The 17,205-nt window shown below is 57.7% G+C and carries 14 protein-coding genes; 6 read left to right on the top strand and 8 right to left on the bottom strand.

Annotated elements, in window-relative coordinates; translation table 11 throughout:
- Positions 1 to 11: 11 nt before the first annotated feature.
- On the bottom strand, positions 12 to 764 hold the full coding sequence (locus AC2D8U_RS00210) for a sulfite exporter TauE/SafE family protein (RefSeq protein ID WP_484617018.1): 753 nt from the start codon (positions 762 to 764) through the stop codon (positions 12 to 14).
- 189 nt (positions 765 to 953) lie between these two features.
- On the opposite strand from AC2D8U_RS00210, the gene AC2D8U_RS00215 reads away from it, so the two are divergent.
- The 4 genes from AC2D8U_RS00215 to AC2D8U_RS00230 all read left to right on the top strand — a co-directional run bounded on the left by AC2D8U_RS00215 (position 954) and on the right by AC2D8U_RS00230 (position 6,110).
- Positions 954 to 1,547: a TetR/AcrR family transcriptional regulator gene (locus tag AC2D8U_RS00215; RefSeq protein WP_484617019.1), complete on the top strand. Its 594-nt coding sequence runs from the start codon at positions 954 to 956 to the stop codon at positions 1,545 to 1,547.
- The gene (locus tag AC2D8U_RS00220) at positions 1,544 to 1,831 is read left to right on the top strand and encodes a hypothetical protein (RefSeq protein WP_484617020.1); all 288 of its coding nucleotides are present in this window, start codon (positions 1,544 to 1,546) and stop codon (positions 1,829 to 1,831) included. Before AC2D8U_RS00215 ends, AC2D8U_RS00220 begins: the two co-directional genes overlap by 4 nt.
- 104 nt (positions 1,832 to 1,935) lie before the next feature.
- Positions 1,936 to 3,036, top strand: coding sequence for an efflux RND transporter periplasmic adaptor subunit (locus AC2D8U_RS00225; protein WP_484617021.1), 1,101 nt, complete (start codon positions 1,936 to 1,938; stop codon positions 3,034 to 3,036).
- 2 nt (positions 3,037 to 3,038) lie between these two features.
- Entirely contained in the window at positions 3,039 to 6,110 is a 3,072-nt protein-coding gene (locus AC2D8U_RS00230) for an efflux RND transporter permease subunit (RefSeq protein ID WP_484617022.1), read from the top strand.
- Between the two features lie 135 nt (positions 6,111 to 6,245).
- Here the strand turns inward: AC2D8U_RS00230 and AC2D8U_RS00235 are convergent, their stop codons facing one another.
- On the bottom strand, positions 6,246 to 7,697 hold the full coding sequence (locus tag AC2D8U_RS00235; protein WP_484617023.1) for a sulfatase-like hydrolase/transferase: 1,452 nt from the start codon (positions 7,695 to 7,697) through the stop codon (positions 6,246 to 6,248).
- 246 nt (positions 7,698 to 7,943) lie between these two features.
- Here AC2D8U_RS00235 and aptA point away from each other — a divergent pair, with 246 nt between their 5' ends.
- The gene (gene aptA / locus AC2D8U_RS00240; RefSeq protein WP_484617024.1) at positions 7,944 to 9,242 is read left to right on the top strand and encodes an omega-aminotransferase AptA; all 1,299 of its coding nucleotides are present in this window, start codon (positions 7,944 to 7,946) and stop codon (positions 9,240 to 9,242) included.
- Positions 9,243 to 9,622: 380 nt separating this feature from the next.
- Here the strand turns inward: aptA and AC2D8U_RS00245 are convergent, their stop codons facing one another.
- From AC2D8U_RS00245 to AC2D8U_RS00265, 5 genes are all read right to left on the bottom strand, one after another.
- The gene (locus tag AC2D8U_RS00245) at positions 9,623 to 10,078 is read right to left on the bottom strand and encodes a GNAT family N-acetyltransferase (protein WP_484617025.1); all 456 of its coding nucleotides are present in this window, start codon (positions 10,076 to 10,078) and stop codon (positions 9,623 to 9,625) included.
- Between the two features lie 137 nt (positions 10,079 to 10,215).
- Positions 10,216 to 10,653 (bottom strand): GNAT family N-acetyltransferase, encoded by a 438-nt coding sequence (locus tag AC2D8U_RS00250; RefSeq protein ID WP_263574536.1) that lies wholly within the window; start codon positions 10,651 to 10,653, stop codon positions 10,216 to 10,218.
- A gap of 86 nt (positions 10,654 to 10,739) precedes the next feature.
- Complete coding sequence (locus AC2D8U_RS00255) at positions 10,740 to 11,171, bottom strand: hypothetical protein (RefSeq protein WP_484617026.1); 432 nt, start codon at positions 11,169 to 11,171, stop codon at positions 10,740 to 10,742.
- A 61-nt stretch (positions 11,172 to 11,232) separates the two neighbouring features.
- Positions 11,233 to 11,520, bottom strand: a complete 288-nt coding sequence (locus AC2D8U_RS00260) for a hypothetical protein (protein WP_484617027.1) — start codon at positions 11,518 to 11,520, stop codon at positions 11,233 to 11,235.
- Positions 11,521 to 11,794: 274 nt separating this feature from the next.
- Positions 11,795 to 13,306 carry an aminotransferase-like domain-containing protein gene (locus AC2D8U_RS00265; RefSeq protein ID WP_484617028.1) on the bottom strand — a complete coding sequence of 504 codons (1,512 nt, stop codon included), beginning with the start codon at positions 13,304 to 13,306 and terminating at the stop codon, positions 11,795 to 11,797.
- 208 nt (positions 13,307 to 13,514) lie between these two features.
- Between AC2D8U_RS00265 and AC2D8U_RS00270 the strand changes: the two genes are divergently transcribed.
- A complete protein-coding gene (locus AC2D8U_RS00270) occupies positions 13,515 to 15,077 on the top strand; it encodes an alanine/glycine:cation symporter family protein (RefSeq protein WP_484617029.1) in 1,563 nt (520 codons plus the stop codon).
- A gap of 364 nt (positions 15,078 to 15,441) precedes the next feature.
- Here the strand turns inward: AC2D8U_RS00270 and AC2D8U_RS00275 are convergent, their stop codons facing one another.
- Positions 15,442 to 16,674 carry a carbohydrate porin gene (locus AC2D8U_RS00275; RefSeq protein WP_484617030.1) on the bottom strand — a complete coding sequence of 411 codons (1,233 nt, stop codon included), beginning with the start codon at positions 16,672 to 16,674 and terminating at the stop codon, positions 15,442 to 15,444.
- Positions 16,675 to 17,205: the final 531 nt, after the last annotated feature.

Consider the following 17,205-nt stretch of genomic DNA (forward strand, 5'->3'; position numbering starts at 1 on the left):
GTTAATCTGTTTTATGCCATTAAATCCATGAGCTGAAATCCGATGCGCAGGCCCGCCAGCAGCAGCGCCAGCTTCATCAAGCGGATAAAGAGTTCCAGGTTGATGCGATCCAGCACTCTCAATCCCGCCCAGTTGCCCGCCACCGCCGCCAGGGCAAAGAGGGCAATCAGCATCCAGTGTTCGCTGAACGCGAAACCGAGAAACAGGAAGGCGGGGATCTTGGTCAGATGGGTGATCGCCTGCATCATCGATTTGTTGGCGACAATTTGCGCCTTGGTCATATCATCGCGAAGAAAAAACACCGACAGGAAGGGATCGATCGCACCGGCCAGGATCCCCAGGGCACCGGCACCGATCCCCACCCAGAAGAAGCCCGGTCGGGCGAGCTTGAAATGGGGCAAGCGCTTGGGCTTAAACAGGGTATATCCAATCAGGGAGAACAGGATCCACAGGGGGATCAGCTCACTGGCCAGTTGAGCCAGCAAACTGGTGGCCAGCACCGCCCCCAACACCGCTCCCAACGCGAAATAGCCGCACCTGGGCCAATCAATACTGTGGCGTAACCACCAGGTACGGTTCATATTGCTGATCAGCTGGACACTGCCGTGCAAGGCGATCAAGGGGCGGGTGGGGATCACCAGGCTCATGGCGGCAAACATCAATACCCCGCCGGCCGAGCCGGTCACCGAGCTCACCAGGGACGCGGCAAAGATGGCCCCCATCAGTAACAGCACCACTTCACTCTTTAGCGCCACCAACTCCATGTCACGCCCTCAACTTTCCCCGGACTCGGTTTATGGGCCAAGCCTAATGGGTCAACGCCTGTGGGGGTAGTGCCAGCCTGGCGCCATACTTGGGGCCAGGCGCAAACATACCGACCGTTCGTTCAATGTTTTTATTGAACGAACGGTCGGTATGTCCTAAACTTCGCGCCGTTGAAGATGGAGATCCCTATGAACCTGAAAACCCAGGCCGCCGAGCAGACCCGCCAAAAGATCCTCGATACCTCGATTGAGATCCTCGGTAACGAAGGCTTTACCGCCCTGACGGTGGGCAAACTCAGCAAACAGGCCGAGATCAGCAAGGGGGCGCTGTATCATCATTTCGCCAGCCTGGAGGCGCTACACCTGACCGTGTTGGAAGAGCTGATCGAGCGCTACTGCTCCATCCGCCGATTTGACGACTGCCAGAGCCTGCACGCCATGTTCGAGCGTACCGGGGAAACTATCTTCAACCTGTTAGAGCAGCGACCGGTGATCGCCCGAGCCATGCATGCCTTCCATGCCCAAGCCGTGTTTCAACCCAAGGCGCAATCCGCCGTAATGGCCATGTGGGAGCGCAACATGGATCAGTATCACGAACTGGCGGCCCGCATCGCCCCCCAGTTGGACGCCGAGCGACTCGACGACGCCATTCAGATCACCGATACCTATATCGGCGGCATGATCAGCAACTGGTTCATCCAGCAAAATCCAAACCAGCTGAAGAGAAACTGGCAGCAGTTTTCCCGAATGTTGCTGCAAGATCTGGAGAGTGAGCGCCCGTGAACGACTCCCTGTGCCCTGAGCGGCGCGGCATGATCCTATGGGTCTTGGCGCCCCTGCCCTACCTGAAGATCCTGCTGCTCTGCTACGCACTGGTGTTTGCCAGCGTTTGGCTCGAAAGCGACTTGGGGATCTCCCTGTTTCGCATGCCGTCTTTACTCGACGGGCCGTTACAACCCGGCATAAATACCCTAGAAACGGGACTGGACAGAGTGACCCAGTACGTACTCAGCGATCTCCTGGGCCTGATGGCCCCGTCCTTCGAGGATGACGTGACTTCCCCCTAACCGGAGCCCGAACCACGCCAAACCTTAACGCTTAAACCGTCGTCCCGACACCACACCGGTACGGCAACCCAATCCCTTTAGTCAACATTCAGGATAACCTGACGATGAAGTTCCCCTCCTATTCCCACGCCATCAAGCCATTGGCCCTAGGCACCATCGCCTTGGCCATGCTCGGTGGCTGTTCCCAGCCGCCTGCCGAACCGATCGAGTCCATCCGACCCGTTGCACTGTTCACCATTGGCGCCAGTGACATGGCCCAGTTGCGCAGCTTCCCGGCCCGGATCGAAGCCCGAGAAGAGACTCAGCTGTCGTTCCGGGTTCACGGAGAATTGATGGAGTTGTCCGTCTTGGCGGGTCAACAGGTTGAGGAAGGGCAGCTGTTGGCCCGTCTGGATGATCGTGACTACCAGAACGAAGTTGCCGCCCGCCAGGCCGACTTCGATCTGGCCGATGCGGATTTTCGCCGCATGAAGACTCTGCGCGACCAACAGGTGGTGTCCCAGGCCGAGTTCGACAATGGCCAGGCACGACTCAGTGCCGCCCGGGTCGCCCTGCAGATGGCCAAAGACCGTCTGGCCGACACTCGCCTCAAAGCCCCTTACAGCGGTCGTATCGCCCAGCGTCTGGTGCAAAACCATCAGGCCATCCAGGCGATGCAGCCGGTGCTGCAGATGCAGGACAGCCACAACCTGGATGTGATCATCCAGGTGCCGGAAACCCTGCTGAGCCAGATCCGGGAAGACCAGATCGATTACAACTACCAGCCGCTGGTGAACTTTGCCGCCGCACCACAACAGCAATTCCCGGTCAGCTTCAAAGAGCTGGCGACCCAGATCACCCCGGGCTCCCAGTCCTTCGAGGTGCGTTTTGCCCTGACCAATCCAGAGCAGCTGACCGTCCTGCCCGGCATGGCTGCCAACCTGACGCTGGACCTGGATCGGCTGCAACCTGAGCTGGCCGGCCCACAGCGCCTGCTGGTGCCGGTAACGGCGGTCCTGAAAGACGATGCCAGCGGCGCGGATCAGATCTGGGTCTACCGGGAGGGTCAGGTTGAGCCTGTGACCGTCACGGTCGGCGAGATCACCCAGGATGGCATCAAGATCGAAGCCGAGCTGCGCGCTGGCGATCAGATCGTGGCCGCCGGCGTCAGCCAGCTGCGTCCGGGCATGCGCGTCAAGCCGCTGGAACGTGAGCGAGGGATCTGAGCGTGAAGATCACCGAATACAGCCTGCGCAACAAAGTCATCAGCTGGACCCTGGTATTCCTGCTGGTGGTGGGCGGCATCGTTTCCTTCAACGGCCTGGGCCAGCTGGAGTTCCCGGAATTCCCCATCCCTCAGGCGATGGTCAACACCGCCTACCCGGGCGCCTCGCCCCAGCAGGTGGAGGAGGAGATCACCCTGCCCCTGGAGCGGGCGCTGCAGCGGATGGAGCAGATCAAACATGTGATCACCATCTCCAGCCCCGGCCTGTCACAGATCATGGTGGAGCTGACGGACGATTATGGCGCCGATGACCAACCGCAGATCTGGGATGAACTGCGCCGCAAGATCGGCGACGCCCAAAGTCAGTTGCCACCCGGCGCCTACCCCTCTGAAGTGAACGATGACTTCAGCGATGTTTACGGCATTTTGTACAACATCACCGGCCCGGACTTTAGCTACCGCGAGCTGGAAGACTACGCCAAGGTGCTGCACCGAGAGCTGAGTCTGGTCAAAGGCGTCAAAAACGTCTCCATCGCCGGTACCGTACAGGAGCAGGTGATCATCGAGATCGCCCAGGATAAGCTGGCCGCACTGGGGATCGATCCCGGCTGGATCTATGGCCTGATCCAAAACCAAAACCAGGTCTCTAACGCGGGCAATATGCTGATCCAGGGTCAATCCGTGCGGATTCACCCCACAGGTGAGTTCCAGGATGTGCAAGAGCTGGCCCGTCTGGTGGTGAGCCTGCCGGGCAGCAGCGAGCTGATCTACCTGGGGGACATTGCCGACATCCGTACCGCCTTTGAGGAAACGCCGTTTAACCTGTATCGCAGTAATAGCGAGAAAGCCCTGTCCTTAGGTATCTCCTTTGCCAAGGGCGAAAACGTGGTGGCTGTCGGTGCCGCCATTGATGCCCGTCTGGCTGAACTGGAAAACATCCGGCCGCTGGGCATGGAATTGCTGAAGGTGTACGACCAGCCCCAGATGGTTGAGGGCTCCGTCTCCGAATTTCTGCTGAGCCTGGCGATGGCCATCGCCATCGTTATCGTCGTCTTATTGCTGACCATGGGGCTGCGCTCCGGCTTGCTGATGGGCGGCATTTTGCTGCTGACCATCCTCGGCACCTTTATCGGCATGAAGATCCTCGACGTCGAGCTGGAGCTGATCTCCCTCGGTGCCCTGATCATCGCCTTAGGGATGCTGGTGGACAACGCCATCGTGGTCACCGAGGGGGTATTGGTGGGCCTCAAGCGGGGCCAGACCCGCCTCCAGGCGATCAAAACCGTGGTTGATCAGCAAGCGATGCCACTGTTGGGCGCCACCGTGATCGCCATTTTGGCCTTCGCCCCCATCGGCCTGTCCCAGGACGCCACCGGCGACTTTATGGGCTCCCTGTTCAAGGTGCTGCTGATCTCCCTGTTCCTCAGCTGGGTGCTGGCGATCACCCTGATCCCCTTCTTCTGTAACCTGATCTTCAAAGAGCAGCCGGCCGGAGACACGGATGACAGCGATCCCTACAAAGGCCTGCTGTTCACCCTCTACCGTGCCCTCCTGAACAAGGCACTCAAGCACCGGATGATCGCCCTGAGCCTCATCATCGCGTCCCTGTTTGGCGCCCTGGTGGGTATGAGTCAGGTGAAGGATCAATTCTTCCCGCCCTCCAATACCCCACTGTTCTTTGTCGATGTGTGGATGCGCGAAGGCACCGACATTCGCCAAAACGAAGCCAACATGAAGAGCCTGGAGCAACAGGTGCTGGGGTTTGAAGAGGTGCACAATGTCACCTCGGTGATGGGTATGGGCGCACAACGCTTCACCCTGACCTATGCCCCGGAGATGGCCTACTCCAGCTACGCCCAGATGATCGTCGAAACCGACAGCCTGGCCACCATCGAGCGTATCTTGCCGCAGATCCGCGAGCGCCTGAATGCCACCCATCCGGAATTTGACTACAAGTTCAAGTTGATGGAGAACGGACCGGCCCCCGCCGCGCGGATCGAAGCCCGCTTCTATGGCCCGGATCCCCAGGTACTGCGCCAGTTGGGCGCGCAGGCCGTTGCAGCGATTGAGCAGGTGCCCGGCGCGGTGGATATCCGCAACAACTGGCGCGAGCCGACGCCCATCGTCCGTCCTCAGCTGGATGAAAACGCGGCACGCCGCAGCGGCATTTCCAAGCAGGCGCTGGATCAGGCCCTGCTGGTCAACTTCAACGGCATGCCCGTGGGTCTGTACCGCGACGGCAGCTACCTGATGCCGATCATCGCCCGTGCACCGGACGCCCAGCGTCTCAATGCCGACAGCCTCAATGATCTGCAGGTGTGGAGTCAGGAGCGCAGCGCCTATGTGCCGATCAGCCAGGCGGTCAACGGCTTTGTCACCGAGATGGAAGATCCCATCATCATGCGCCGCAACAACAAGCGGGTGCTGACGGTGCTGGCCGACGTCGCCCCCTTCGCCGACGACACGCCGGAGTCGATGCGCCGAAAACTGGCCGCCAGCGTCGAAGCCATCGAGCTGCCAACCGGCTACAGCTTCGAGTGGGGCGGCGAGTTTGAGATGGCGGCGGAAGCCAACGAATCGGTTATGGCCACCGTGCCCATGGGCTACCTGGCGATGTTCCTGATCACCATGCTGCTGTTTGGCACCCTGCGTCAGCCCCTGGCGATCTGGACCACGGTGCCACTGTCGCTGATCGGCATCGCCGCCGGCCTGCTGCTGTTGGATCTGCCCTTCACCTTTACCGCCCTGCTCGGCCTGCTCAGCCTGTCCGGCATGGTAGTGAAAAACGGCATCGTGCTGGTGGAGCAGATCAACATCGAAGCCGCCAGGGAGAACAACCCGATCCAAACCGCCATCATCGATGCGGCGGTCAGCCGGGTTCGCCCCGTCTCCATGGCAGCCCTGACCACCATGCTGGGGATGATCCCCCTGGTCGCCGACGCCTTCTTCCAGTCCATGGCGGTCACCATCATCTTCGGTCTGGGCTTCGCCACCGTGCTAACCCTGATCGTGCTGCCGGTAGTCTACTCGCTGATGCACAGGATCCGCTTTGATCGGGGCGGCTACGCCGCCTAAGCCCGACGCATCCTCCCGCCAGAGGGTGACTCTGGCCCCATGAAAAAAGCCCGGAGCAAACGCTCCGGGCTTTTCGTAGATAACATCAGCAGCGCCGCTGCCCGCTAAGACTCAAGGCTTAGGGGCACCCAAGCACTACTTCTTACGGTTGGCTTCCCGCTCCTGCATCTTCTGCCAGATCTCGTCGTGCTTGGGGCGATAGCCCTCAAACGGGCCGATGTGGGTGCCCCAGCCAAAGCGCGGCGCTTCGTTATCGGCACGCCAGGCTTCGAATGCCGCCTTCAGACGGGCCAGCTCTTGCGGATGCTCTTTGCTCAGATCGTTCTGCTCAGCGATATCATCACTGATCCGGTACAGACCGCTAAAGGGCACCGCGCGGCGCTCACCCTGCACCGGACGCACACGGGTCTCCAGGTACTTCCAGTCCCGATCGCGCACCGCAAAGTGGGTGATGTTGTCCCAAAACAGGTAGCGATCGTCCAGCTGCTTCTGCGCACCTGTGAGGTACGGGATCAGATCCACCCCTTCCAGTCCCCACTCTGCCTTAGGCTCAGTGGCGGCATGCAGCATGGTGGCGGTCAAGTCGATGCCGTTGACCGGCTCGTCCAGTACCTGACCGGCCGGAATGACGCCGGTCCATTGGGCGATGGTCGGCACTCGAATGCCGCCCTCTGTGGTGGTGCCCTTGTGACCGAACAGCGGCGCGTTGCCGGAGTACTTGGGTGCCCCGGCACCGCCGTTGTCACTGGTGAAGATGATGAGGGTCTCCTCCATCAACTCTTCCTCTTCCAGCTTATCCAGCAGCAGGCCGATGTTCTTGTCCATGTTGTACACCATGGCCACGGCGATACGGCGATCCTCATTCTCGATGTGGGCGAACTTGGCCAAATCTTCCTCGGTCGCCATCATGGGATCGTGCGGCGCGTTGTAGGAGAGCATCAGGAAGAAAGGGTCTTCTTTGTTGGCCTCGATGAAACGCAGCGACTCCTGGCCGAACGCATCGGTCAGGTACTCGTCAAAGTTTGGCACCCGCTTACCGTCTTCACGATGAATGGCGTACCAGGACTCCACCTGATCATTCTTGTTACCGACCCAGTAGTCCACCGCGCCGTCATTAAAGCCGTAGAAGGTCTGGAATCCGCGGTTATAAGGCCAGTAATCAGCGTCGTCGCCGTCATGGTACTTGCCGATCAGGCCGGTCATGTAACCGGCGTCGGACAGGTAGTCGGCGATGGTATCCATCTCCAGCGGCAGACCCCGAGGCATGCCGGGCTCACGCACCCGTGGACCCACGTTGTCGTGATAACCAAAACGCTGCTGGTAGCGCCCGGTGACCAGGGCCGCACGGGAGGGACCGCACACCATGTTCATGGCGTAGGCGGCCGACAGGGCCGCACCGCCTTCGGCCAGGCGATCCAGGTTGGGGGTCACGATGTCCGGCTCACCCTGGGGGTTGTAACCCACATCGCCATAGCCCAGATCATCCGCCAGGATAAAGATGATATTGGGCTGTTTCGCTGCCAAGCCCGCAGCAAAGCCGGCACCCAGCAGGGCCGCACTGGTGCCAAGAAGTTTTGGAAACCTCATGAAGAAATTACTCTTTGTCGTTGTCATTAGTGGTCGACGGTGTGTGAAACACTGATGCTGCACCAAATAAATGGGAGATCCACCGCCCAGCGGCAGTGTAGACAACTGCCTGTGCATGCCAAAAGCGCCTTTACCCAATCTTACTGCTCCCTGGCCCCACATTTGGCCAGCCACTGGCACTAACCAAACCAACACAGGCATTTTAGGGTGACGCCATGGGACAAACTCCGCACAGGAAGCAATGCAATGGCGAATATGGATTATCACTGGCTGCCCTTCACCGAAAACAGGGCGTTTAAGGCAGATCCCCAACTGGTGGTCAAAGCACAAGGGATCCACTACTGGGACGACAAGGGCAATGCCATCCTGGATGGTTCATCCGGCCTCTTTACCACGCCCTGCGGCCATGGCCGTCCTGAGATCACCGAGGCGGTGAGCCGGCAATTGGCCACCCTGGATTTCACCCCACACTTTCTGCGGGCCAACCCGGCCTCCTTTGAGCTGGCCGAACAGCTGGCAACACTGACCCCGCCGGGACTGGATCGGATCTTCTTCGCCAACTCCGGCTCCGAATCCGTGGAAACGGCCATTAAGATCGTCTACGCCTACTGGCACGCCAAGGGTCAGGGGGGGCGTCAGCGGCTGATCTCACGGGAGCGAGCCTACCACGGCGTCAACCTGGGCGGCGTCGCCCTCTCGGGTATGGTGAAAAACCGGGAGATCTTCGGCGACAATGGACCGGCCGTTGCCCATATGCGCCACACCTGGGCACCGGAGCAGCGCTTTGAGGGGGGTCAACCGCAAAACGGTGTCGAACTGGCGGACGATCTGCTGCGCATGGTGCAAACCTACGGCGCAGGCAGCATCGGTGCCTGCTTCGTCGAGCCCATTGCCGGCTCTACCGGCGTGCTGGTCCCTCCCCAGGGCTACCTGCAGCGGCTGCGTCAGATCTGCGATGACCACGGGATCCTGCTGGTGTTTGACGAAGTGATCACCGCCTTTGGCCGAACGGGAAAAGCCTTTGCTGCCGACAGCTTCGATGTTGTCCCCGACATCATCACCATGGCCAAGGCGCTGACCAACGGCGCCCAGCCCATGGGAGCCGTGGCGGTGAAGACCGAGATCTACGACACCATCATAGATGCGGCGCCCGGGGGCGGGCCGGAACTGTTCCACGGCTACACCTACTCCGCCCACCCGGCCGCGACGGCGGCGGCGCTGGCCACCCTCAAGATCTACCGACAGGAGGGCCTGTTCGAGCGTGCCCAGTCCCTGGCCCCACTGTTTCAGGAGGCGATGATGAGCCTGAAGGATCTGGATATCGTCACCGACGTGCGCGGTTACGGCCTGCTCGCCGGCTTCGATATTGCCCCGGATCTGCAACCGGGCAAGCGGGGCTTTTTGCTGCAACGGGACCTGTTCAACGCCGGGTTGCACATCAAGACCACCGGAGATGCCGGGATCGTCGCTCCCGCCTTTGTGGTCAAGCCCGAGGAGATCGATCAGATGGTATCGCTCATCCGTGACACCCTCAAACGCTACTAAAGCCTCAGTACAGAGCACCGAGCGTCACCCTAAGGCGCTCGATCCTCAATCCACAAGGCCCCCCGCCGTAGGTTGCCGTTGAGCGCAGCGAAGCTCAACATCCGCAGGCCCTCTGGCCCCCCCCACCGTAGGTTGTAGTTGAGCGCAGCGAAGCTCAACATCCGCAGGCCCTCTGGCCCCCCCCACCGTAGGTTGTAGTTGAGCGCAGCGAAGCTCAACATCCGCAGGCCCTCAAGTTGAGCCTCGCTTTGGCTCGACATCAACCTACGCACCCAAGGTCCGGCTCCGAGCGTAGGTTGCCGTTGAGCGCCAGCGAAGCGCAACATCGGCAGGCCCCTGAAGGGTTAATTCCCCCTTGCTCCGAAGAAAGCTCATAGGTGTTATGCGCCGGCTCTCAACTCCATGGGCACGAACCGGATCCCTTTAATGGCTTGCTCATCGCCAGTGGCGATAAATCCGTACTTCCTGTAGAAACCAACCGCGTTAATGGAAGCTTTCAGTCGAATGGTGCTGGCTTCAACACGCATCTTGACGGCATCCAGCAAGCTTTTCCCGATACCAAGCCCCTGGTATTCAGTCCTGACATAAAGCTGTGCGATATAGTTGCCTTCGCGCCATGCAACATAGCCAAGGATCTCCGAACCCATCCTTGCCTTAAGAGAGCGGTAGATCTCTTTATCCGCTACGGCGGCGATATCCTCCTTCCTCGTCGCACGCATCGTAAATTTTCCCTCCTCATTCAAGTGAGGGATGACCTGAGCTTCATTCGTTCTGTCACCAAGCTCGATGATCACCTCAATATCCGCCGACGTGATCTCTTCTATCACCAGTTCCATCGAGTTCTCTCATTGGTGAATAACGCCCTGCTAAGGGGTGAACAACGCAATACAAAAGCCGCCGCAAACCACCTTAATCACTAAACTCAACGCATAGTAAAAATGCCACGCGTTGCGAATCCCTCTTGAGCAGTTTGTTATGCCTCTGACTTACAGTAAACATCTGGATGCCAGATTTGCATTAGTATCTCTGGATTTTCAATAGGTTGGAAACCGTATTGCGCGTACAAACCATGTGCATCTCTTGTTGCTAATACTACACGCCTTAAACCTTGAAGATCCGGATGAGACACTATGCTTTCAACGAGCCACTTACTCAAACCTTTGCCTCGATGATTTTCTACTATGAATACATCAGCAAGGTAAGCAAACGTCGCCTTATCTGTTATCAGGCGAGCAAAGCCTACTTGAGAATCATGGCTGTCATAGACACCAAAGCAAAAGGAATTTGAAATGGCTTTTTCTAGGGTATGCTTCGGTATTCCTGACGCCCAGTAACTTCCTGAAATGAAATCATAAATCACCTCAAAGTCGAGGTGTTTTTTATCTGTGCTGATTCTGTATCCTTGCACCATTTTTCCTCCTTGAGGCATAACGCCAGTAACAGCGGGCCGGCCGTAGGCCGGTCCGACGAGTGAAACGAGCATCCTGATTACTCTTGTTATACAGGTGCAACTACCCGGCGCTTAGCTTCAACGAATGCCTTCATAAGCTCATCAAAATCTTCTCTAGAATTCGATGAGTCTATCGTTGCTTTTTTACCGCTGGACTTTTCAATTACTAATTCAAATTTTTTCTTTCTGTAGTAGCCGATGAAATAACCAATCACAAGCACTACTACAAACATAATGTCAACTAGGATTTTAAATCCAGCCTGCCCTAGAACAACTAGTGCTAACCAGTGGAATGACAACATGTATGCACCAGTTATCATTAACGAAAAAAACACTCCATTCTTAATATAATCGTTTTTAGTTGACTCCAATACATTTAACCCAGAAACCTTATCAAGGTTTTCAGTATATCCATGATAAGTAAATTCCTTACTCGAAAGAGAGTATTTCCCTTTATGATATAACTTTACTTCCGACATATCCGTCCTTGCTCTGTATAACGTCCGCCTCAACTGCCAGAGGCCAGATTGCAGGCGCTTGTTATGTGTTGAATTTATCGCAAATTTCAGATGCTTGCTCTGAAGAAAACTCGCCATCAGTTATTAATTCTTTTTTGAGTTCTTCTAAAGTGTCGGCCTCTATCGATATTTTTGTTCCAACAGGTGTTGGCGGAATAATCAAAGTATCTGAGCCATCACTTTCTACTACTCCATCATCTTCCGATTTTGTTGTCGTAGAAACTTTATAACCGCCGTCAAAGTATTCTTCACCGACGACATCTCGATTATCAATTGATTCCCTAAAGATTTCTGTCCAGTTTTTGCTCATTTCATTCTCCTTTATATTTCACATAACAGTATATTACTCCGACCTTGCAAGGTTGCGTTACCTTGCAGGGTCGCGATAACACCCTGCGCTACAGTCTGTTTAATGGGACTAATTTCCTTCTGAATCAAGCTCATGTCAACCGGAGAGATGGGGTGCGACTGGGGGAAAGGAGGCCCGATGATGGGATCTGAACTCAAAGGGGCTGAATGACCAGAACGGGTCCGAATCTGCTCTTTCCTGTTCCCTGCTCTTCCTAGCACCTGGCAGCGAAACGCTAACTCTCCTGCAACGCCCGGGCTTTTGCGATCGCCGGAGCCTCCCAACGCAGCTGTTGCCGGATCAGCAGGGCCAACAGCTCGATCCCCGGCTCTATCTGTGAGGCTTCTATGTCACCCAGACCCAACCGCAGCGTATGCCGAGCCTCACCCTGGGGATCGGCGAAGAAGCTGGGGCCGCCAGTCTCGATAAACAGACCATGCTCCAGGGCGCTACTTTGCAGCTGTTCAGCGTCCAGAGCCGGGGGGCATGTCAGCCAGATCGCACTGGCACCGTCCGCACTGGTGGCGGTGCAGTCGGGCAGGTATTGCTGCAGCGCCGCCAACGCCAACTGCCGACGCTCGGCATAGATCCGCACCAGACGGCCAACAAAGGTATCGTGATAGCCCTGGGCCAGGAACAGCGCCAGGGCCCGCTGATTATTGGCCGGCGGATGACGCAGCATCAGTCGCCGCAGCGCCCTGGCCTCGTGGATCAGCTCGGGCCGGGCCACCATAAAGCCCAGCCTCAGTCCGGAGGCGAGGGTCTTGGAGAAACTGCCGATGTAGATCACCCGTCCGTCCGGATCGGCACTTTTCATGGCTGGCAGCGGCAGATGGCCTCCCCCCATGTCCGCCTCATAATCATCTTCGATGATCAGGCTTCGCGCTGCTCCCCCAAGCAGTTGTCGCCGACGGGACTCGCTGAGGATCACCGTCGTAGGGCTTTGATGACTGGGCGTCAGATAGAGGAGATCGCATCCCTGGCTCGCCGCCCCGGGCACCATCCCCTCGCCATCCAGCGGCAACGGCACGATCTGCGCACCACTGAGGGCAAACTGGTTCACCGCATCCCGGTAACCGGGACACTCCATCCCAACGCGAACCCCCGGCCCCGCCAGCAAACGGGAGAGCAGGTAGAGGGAGTGCTGAGTGCCCAGGGTGATCAGCAGCTCCGCATCACCGCAGCGGATCCCCCGTTTAGGCAGGACCCGCTGGCGCAACTGGGCCAGCAGCATGGGATCGTCCTCGTCCACCTGATCGGCAAACCACTCCCGGCTCATGGGGCCGGAGGAAGCCGCCCGAATGCAGCTGCGCCACTGCTCCACCGGAAACAGGTTTTGACTCAGCTGTCCGTAGATAAAACGGTAACGGCAGTCACGCCAGGCTTTGGGCTTATTGCGATTGAGCTGCTCACTCGGGCGGATCTGCAGCCGCTGCCGCCACTCTATCCCCGCCTTGCCCTGCTCTGGCCCCTGGGCCGGTTCTAGGCTGTCCTGTTTAAGCTGTGGATTGACGAAGTAGCCCCGTCGAGGCTTGACGATCAACAGGCCTTCATCCTGCAGGCGTTCGTACACCAGGACCACGGTATTACGGGAGATCCCCAGCTGCTTCGCCATGGCCCGGGCGCCAGGCAGCTCCGCCCCCGGCAGCAGGTGGCGGTCGAAGATCAGTGCGACCAGCATCTGCTGTAACCGCGACTGAAGCCCCTGGGTCGGATCCTGGGGCAGGACAAATAGATGCGTCTTCATACCCTGTTTGTTTATCAGGCCGCCGCCCTCGACTCAATGGCAAACCCGGCCAAACCCGTGGCAAAAGCGGCCACAAAAAACGTTTATCAAGCAACAATTTAGTGCACCAAGCACCATGCTGGTGCAAGGGCGTTTTTTCCTTTACAAGGCGGTTTTTCGCCCCATATTGAAAGTGACAAGGGAAGTCGAAACCGGGTAAGGACAGAGAATGATGACGGGATCCATCCACACAAAACTGGGCCTGCTATTGAGTGCCTTCGGCCTTAGTCCAACGGGCCAGGCCGCCACGTTTGATCAACAGGTTGAGGCCCTGGTGGCCCCCTGGGCCCAGGCACTGACCGAGATTGTGTTCTACGCCGTTCCACTGTTGGGTCAGTCGGTTCCCTTGATCGTGATCTGGCTTGCGATGGCGGCCCTGTTCTTTACCTTTTACCTGGGATTTATCAACCTGCGTGGCTTTCTTACGGCGATCCGACTGGTCAAGGGGGACTTTAGCCCCAAGCAGAAAAAGTCCGACACCCAAGGGGAGATCTCCCACTTCCAGGCACTGGCCACGGCCGTCTCCGGTACCGTGGGGATCGGCAACATAGGTGGCGTTGCCGTCGCCATCACCCTCGGCGGACCCGGTGCCGCATTCTGGTTGGTGGTCGCAGGCTTTCTCTCCATGTCCACCAAGCTGGTGGAGTGCACCCTGGGGGTCAAATACCGCAAGATCCACGCCGATGGCTCGGTATCCGGGGGACCCATGTATTACCTGGAGCAGGCGCTGGCCAAGCGGGGCTGGCACCGACTGGGCAAGGGCCTGGGCGGTTTCTACGCCCTGGCGTTGGTGATCGGCTGCCTGGGGATCGGCAACATGTTCCAATCCAACCAGGCCTATATGCAGTTTCTGCTGATCAGCGGTGGCGACACCAGCTGGTTCGCTGGCAAGGGTTGGCTGTTTGGCCTGATCCTCGCCGCTGGGGTCGCTCTGGTGATCATCGGGGGGATCCGCTCCATCGCCCGGATCACGGCGAAGATTGTGCCCTTTATGGCGGTGCTCTATATCCTCTGCGCGGTGATGATCCTGATCTTCAGCTATGAGCAGCTGCCCGCTGCCTTCGCCCTGATCTGGCACAACGCCTTTACCCTGGACAGTGCCACCGGCGGGCTGATCGGTGCCATGATTGTCGGCTTCCAACGTGCCCTGTTCTCCAACGAAGCCGGCATTGGTTCCGCCTCCATCGCCCACTCGGCGGTGCAAACCGAACAACCCGCCTCAGAGGGGCTGGTGGCCCTGCTTGAGCCCTTTATCGATACCGTGGTGATCTGCACACTCAGTGCCCTGGTGATCATCGCCACCGCCTACCCGGCCGGCCTGATGGAGAGTGGCCTGGAAGGGATCGAGCTGACCTCAGCCGCCTTCGCTCATCATGTCAGTTGGGCCCCCTACCCCCTGGCCCTTGCCGCCATGCTGTTTGCCTTTTCCACCACCCTCTCCTGGTCCTATTACGGCCTCAAGGGCTGGACCTATCTCTTCGGTCACGGTGCCGCCATCCAGCTGCTGTTTAAAGGGATCTTCTGTGGCTTTATCGCCCTGGGGTGCATGGTACAGCTCAAGGCGGTACTGGATTTCTCCGACGCCATGGTCTTCCTGATCGCCATCCCCAATATCCTCGGCCTCTACCTGCTGGCCCCCGAAGTCAAGCGGGAGGTGGAGAGCTACCTAGTGCAGCTTAAGCAGCGTTCGAGCGCTCAGAGCCCCAATACCGAGGTATTGAGCCAAGGCTGACACAGTCGCCCCGCCCTATCAGTAAACCAAGCTGTCTAGCTCGTCACTGGGACAGTAAAAAACCGGTCAGCGAAGCTGACCGGTTTTTGTTTTCCTCGGCAAGTCGAGTAACCGCCAGTGCGCCACGTTGCAATCCTTCCAGATCGCCACAAGAGGCAATCGGACGAGCAAGACAACGACGCCCGCAGGTTGCGCTACACCAACCGGTGACGCGACGACCCTGTGACCCAATAAAGTAATAATGAGGATTGCAGACAACCCTTATCGGCCACCCTGTCATAAGAAAGGCCGCCCTCCTGGGGCGGCCTTAGTCATGGCAAAACGGCCCTATGGCAACATGGTGCCCACGCCCCAATGAGGTGCTTTAGAAAGCGATATTAGTGCGCAGACCCATCAACCAGACATTCTCCTGGATGCTCAACGCAGAGGTGACGTACTGGAGATCGGCGGTGAGGGAAAGCCAAGGGGTCGCTTTGTACAGGTAATACGCCTCGAAGCCCTGCTCATTCTCCAACGTGATACCCAAAGGCAGCGCCTCAATGGCGTCTTGCAGATCATTGGAAAGGTTGTAGTAATAATAACCTAAGCCCCAGCTATCCTGTGGCCGATTGGTAAACAGAGCACTCCCCCCCAGGCCCCCGGAGACGGTACCGCTGAGGATATTGGGATTGCCATCTGCGATGGCCCCACGAAGATACAAGCCCCAGGCAGAGCGGGGATCCCTGGGATCTTCCACCAGGTTATGGGTCAGTTGCACACGAAGGTTGTATTTGTTTTTCGCGGTACGGGAAAAAACCAAGCCTGGATCTTCAGGATCTAAAGAGCTGAAATCATCACCCTCTTCGGTACTGTAGGTTCCGCTCACGCCGAAAGTAGAGACACGATCAAACAGCTTGAAAACATGCGTACCCGAGAGGGTAAAGTTGACGCCATCTTCAAAGGCACCACTGAGACCGAGATCCTCGGTATAGCGATCACGCGGATCGTAGAGGATTGCCGTCCAGTTGATATTTTCCGTCTTAAACTGGGCGGCTGCCCCCAGGAAGGCAGGCGGTGTTACTCCACTTGGCGGCGCAACAAACGCGATATTCATAAAGCCATGACGGCTGCCTCCCCCGTAAAACGGCGCATGACGCAGCATCTCAAAGGCATCAATCTTACCCACCATAACGGCGGCATCACTGCCAAAACGATGGGCATAATAAAATGCGGAGATAAATGGATCTTCGCTACTGCCATAATGAGCAGAGTTAGGCACAGACAGGTTGATAAACCCCAGTTCATTCGGATTTCCGTCCCGGTAGACCATCTGAGTATGAAAACTGCCACCTTGCCACAAGCCGAGTTTTTCCGTATCCAGGCCAACAAACAGATCAACACGATGACCGAACTCGCCATCTTTTTTGTCAGTGCCGGACAGCGCGGCCTGATAGGTGTTGGTGTACTCCCCGGAAATGCTCAGACCCTTATCCGCCAGAGTCGTACGGTGACCGCCCCAATCCCCAGTCAGGGTTGAGCGAGACAGAATACCCTCACCGGCCAAGACTGATGTCGGCAACAAACACAGGGCCAGCACCCAGGAACCTTTCATTTTCATAACAACAAACCTGAATCGACGGAAATCGCCGACATTAACAAGAATCAAAATAATGGAGTGCAGAACCGTCTAACTCTTGAGTACCAGCTCATGACTGCTCATGCCGCGATTCACATCCTTCGACGTCAGTCGAAAGCGCTCAAAGATAAGAAACCGAGCTGCCAGGCAAGAAAACAAGCCAATGATCCGGCAGGAACAGCCGCGACCCGTCGCTGACGTGCGTGCCGGCCGAAGACTATGCGAACCTTTTTCTTTTTTCGCTCTGTTTTTAACCGAACATGCACACTGAGTGCTTGGCCGGCCATTCAGTTTGGGTTCAGAGAAGGGACAGGTTTGAGAGATCTTGAACCGGCCCGTCCTCTTGTTACTCATCCAAGAGCACGCTCGTTGATACACGTGATCCAATCCGGGTGGTGCCTCCACCGTCCCACGGGCGACAAGATGGGACAGGAGATCCCTCGGCTGACGGCCCTTGTGCTGTGTCCAGGCATGGCTGACTTCGCTGACTGAGCGCACAAGCACGAAAATGGA

This window comes from Ferrimonas sp. YIN67 (assembly GCF_057219095.1).

What these genes read in the sequence shown, in the direction of transcription:
- AC2D8U_RS00210 (WP_484617018.1), bottom strand. Translation starts at nt 764, where the DNA reads ATGGAGTTGGTGGCGCTAAAGAGTGAAGTGGTGCTGTTACTGATGGGG.
- AC2D8U_RS00215 (WP_484617019.1), top strand. Translation starts at nt 954, where the DNA reads ATGAACCTGAAAACCCAGGCCGCCGAGCAGACCCGCCAAAAGATCCTC.
- AC2D8U_RS00225 (WP_484617021.1), top strand. Translation starts at nt 1,936, where the DNA reads ATGAAGTTCCCCTCCTATTCCCACGCCATCAAGCCATTGGCCCTAGGC.
- AC2D8U_RS00235 (WP_484617023.1), bottom strand. Translation starts at nt 7,697, where the DNA reads ATGAGGTTTCCAAAACTTCTTGGCACCAGTGCGGCCCTGCTGGGTGCC.
- aptA (WP_484617024.1), top strand. Translation starts at nt 7,944, where the DNA reads ATGGCGAATATGGATTATCACTGGCTGCCCTTCACCGAAAACAGGGCG.
- AC2D8U_RS00245 (WP_484617025.1), bottom strand. Translation starts at nt 10,078, where the DNA reads ATGGAACTGGTGATAGAAGAGATCACGTCGGCGGATATTGAGGTGATC.
- AC2D8U_RS00250 (WP_263574536.1), bottom strand. Translation starts at nt 10,653, where the DNA reads ATGGTGCAAGGATACAGAATCAGCACAGATAAAAAACACCTCGACTTT.
- AC2D8U_RS00255 (WP_484617026.1), bottom strand. Translation starts at nt 11,171, where the DNA reads ATGTCGGAAGTAAAGTTATATCATAAAGGGAAATACTCTCTTTCGAGT.
- AC2D8U_RS00260 (WP_484617027.1), bottom strand. Translation starts at nt 11,520, where the DNA reads ATGAGCAAAAACTGGACAGAAATCTTTAGGGAATCAATTGATAATCGA.
- AC2D8U_RS00265 (WP_484617028.1), bottom strand. Translation starts at nt 13,306, where the DNA reads ATGAAGACGCATCTATTTGTCCTGCCCCAGGATCCGACCCAGGGGCTT.
- AC2D8U_RS00270 (WP_484617029.1), top strand. Translation starts at nt 13,515, where the DNA reads ATGATGACGGGATCCATCCACACAAAACTGGGCCTGCTATTGAGTGCC.
- AC2D8U_RS00275 (WP_484617030.1), bottom strand. Translation starts at nt 16,674, where the DNA reads ATGAAAATGAAAGGTTCCTGGGTGCTGGCCCTGTGTTTGTTGCCGACA.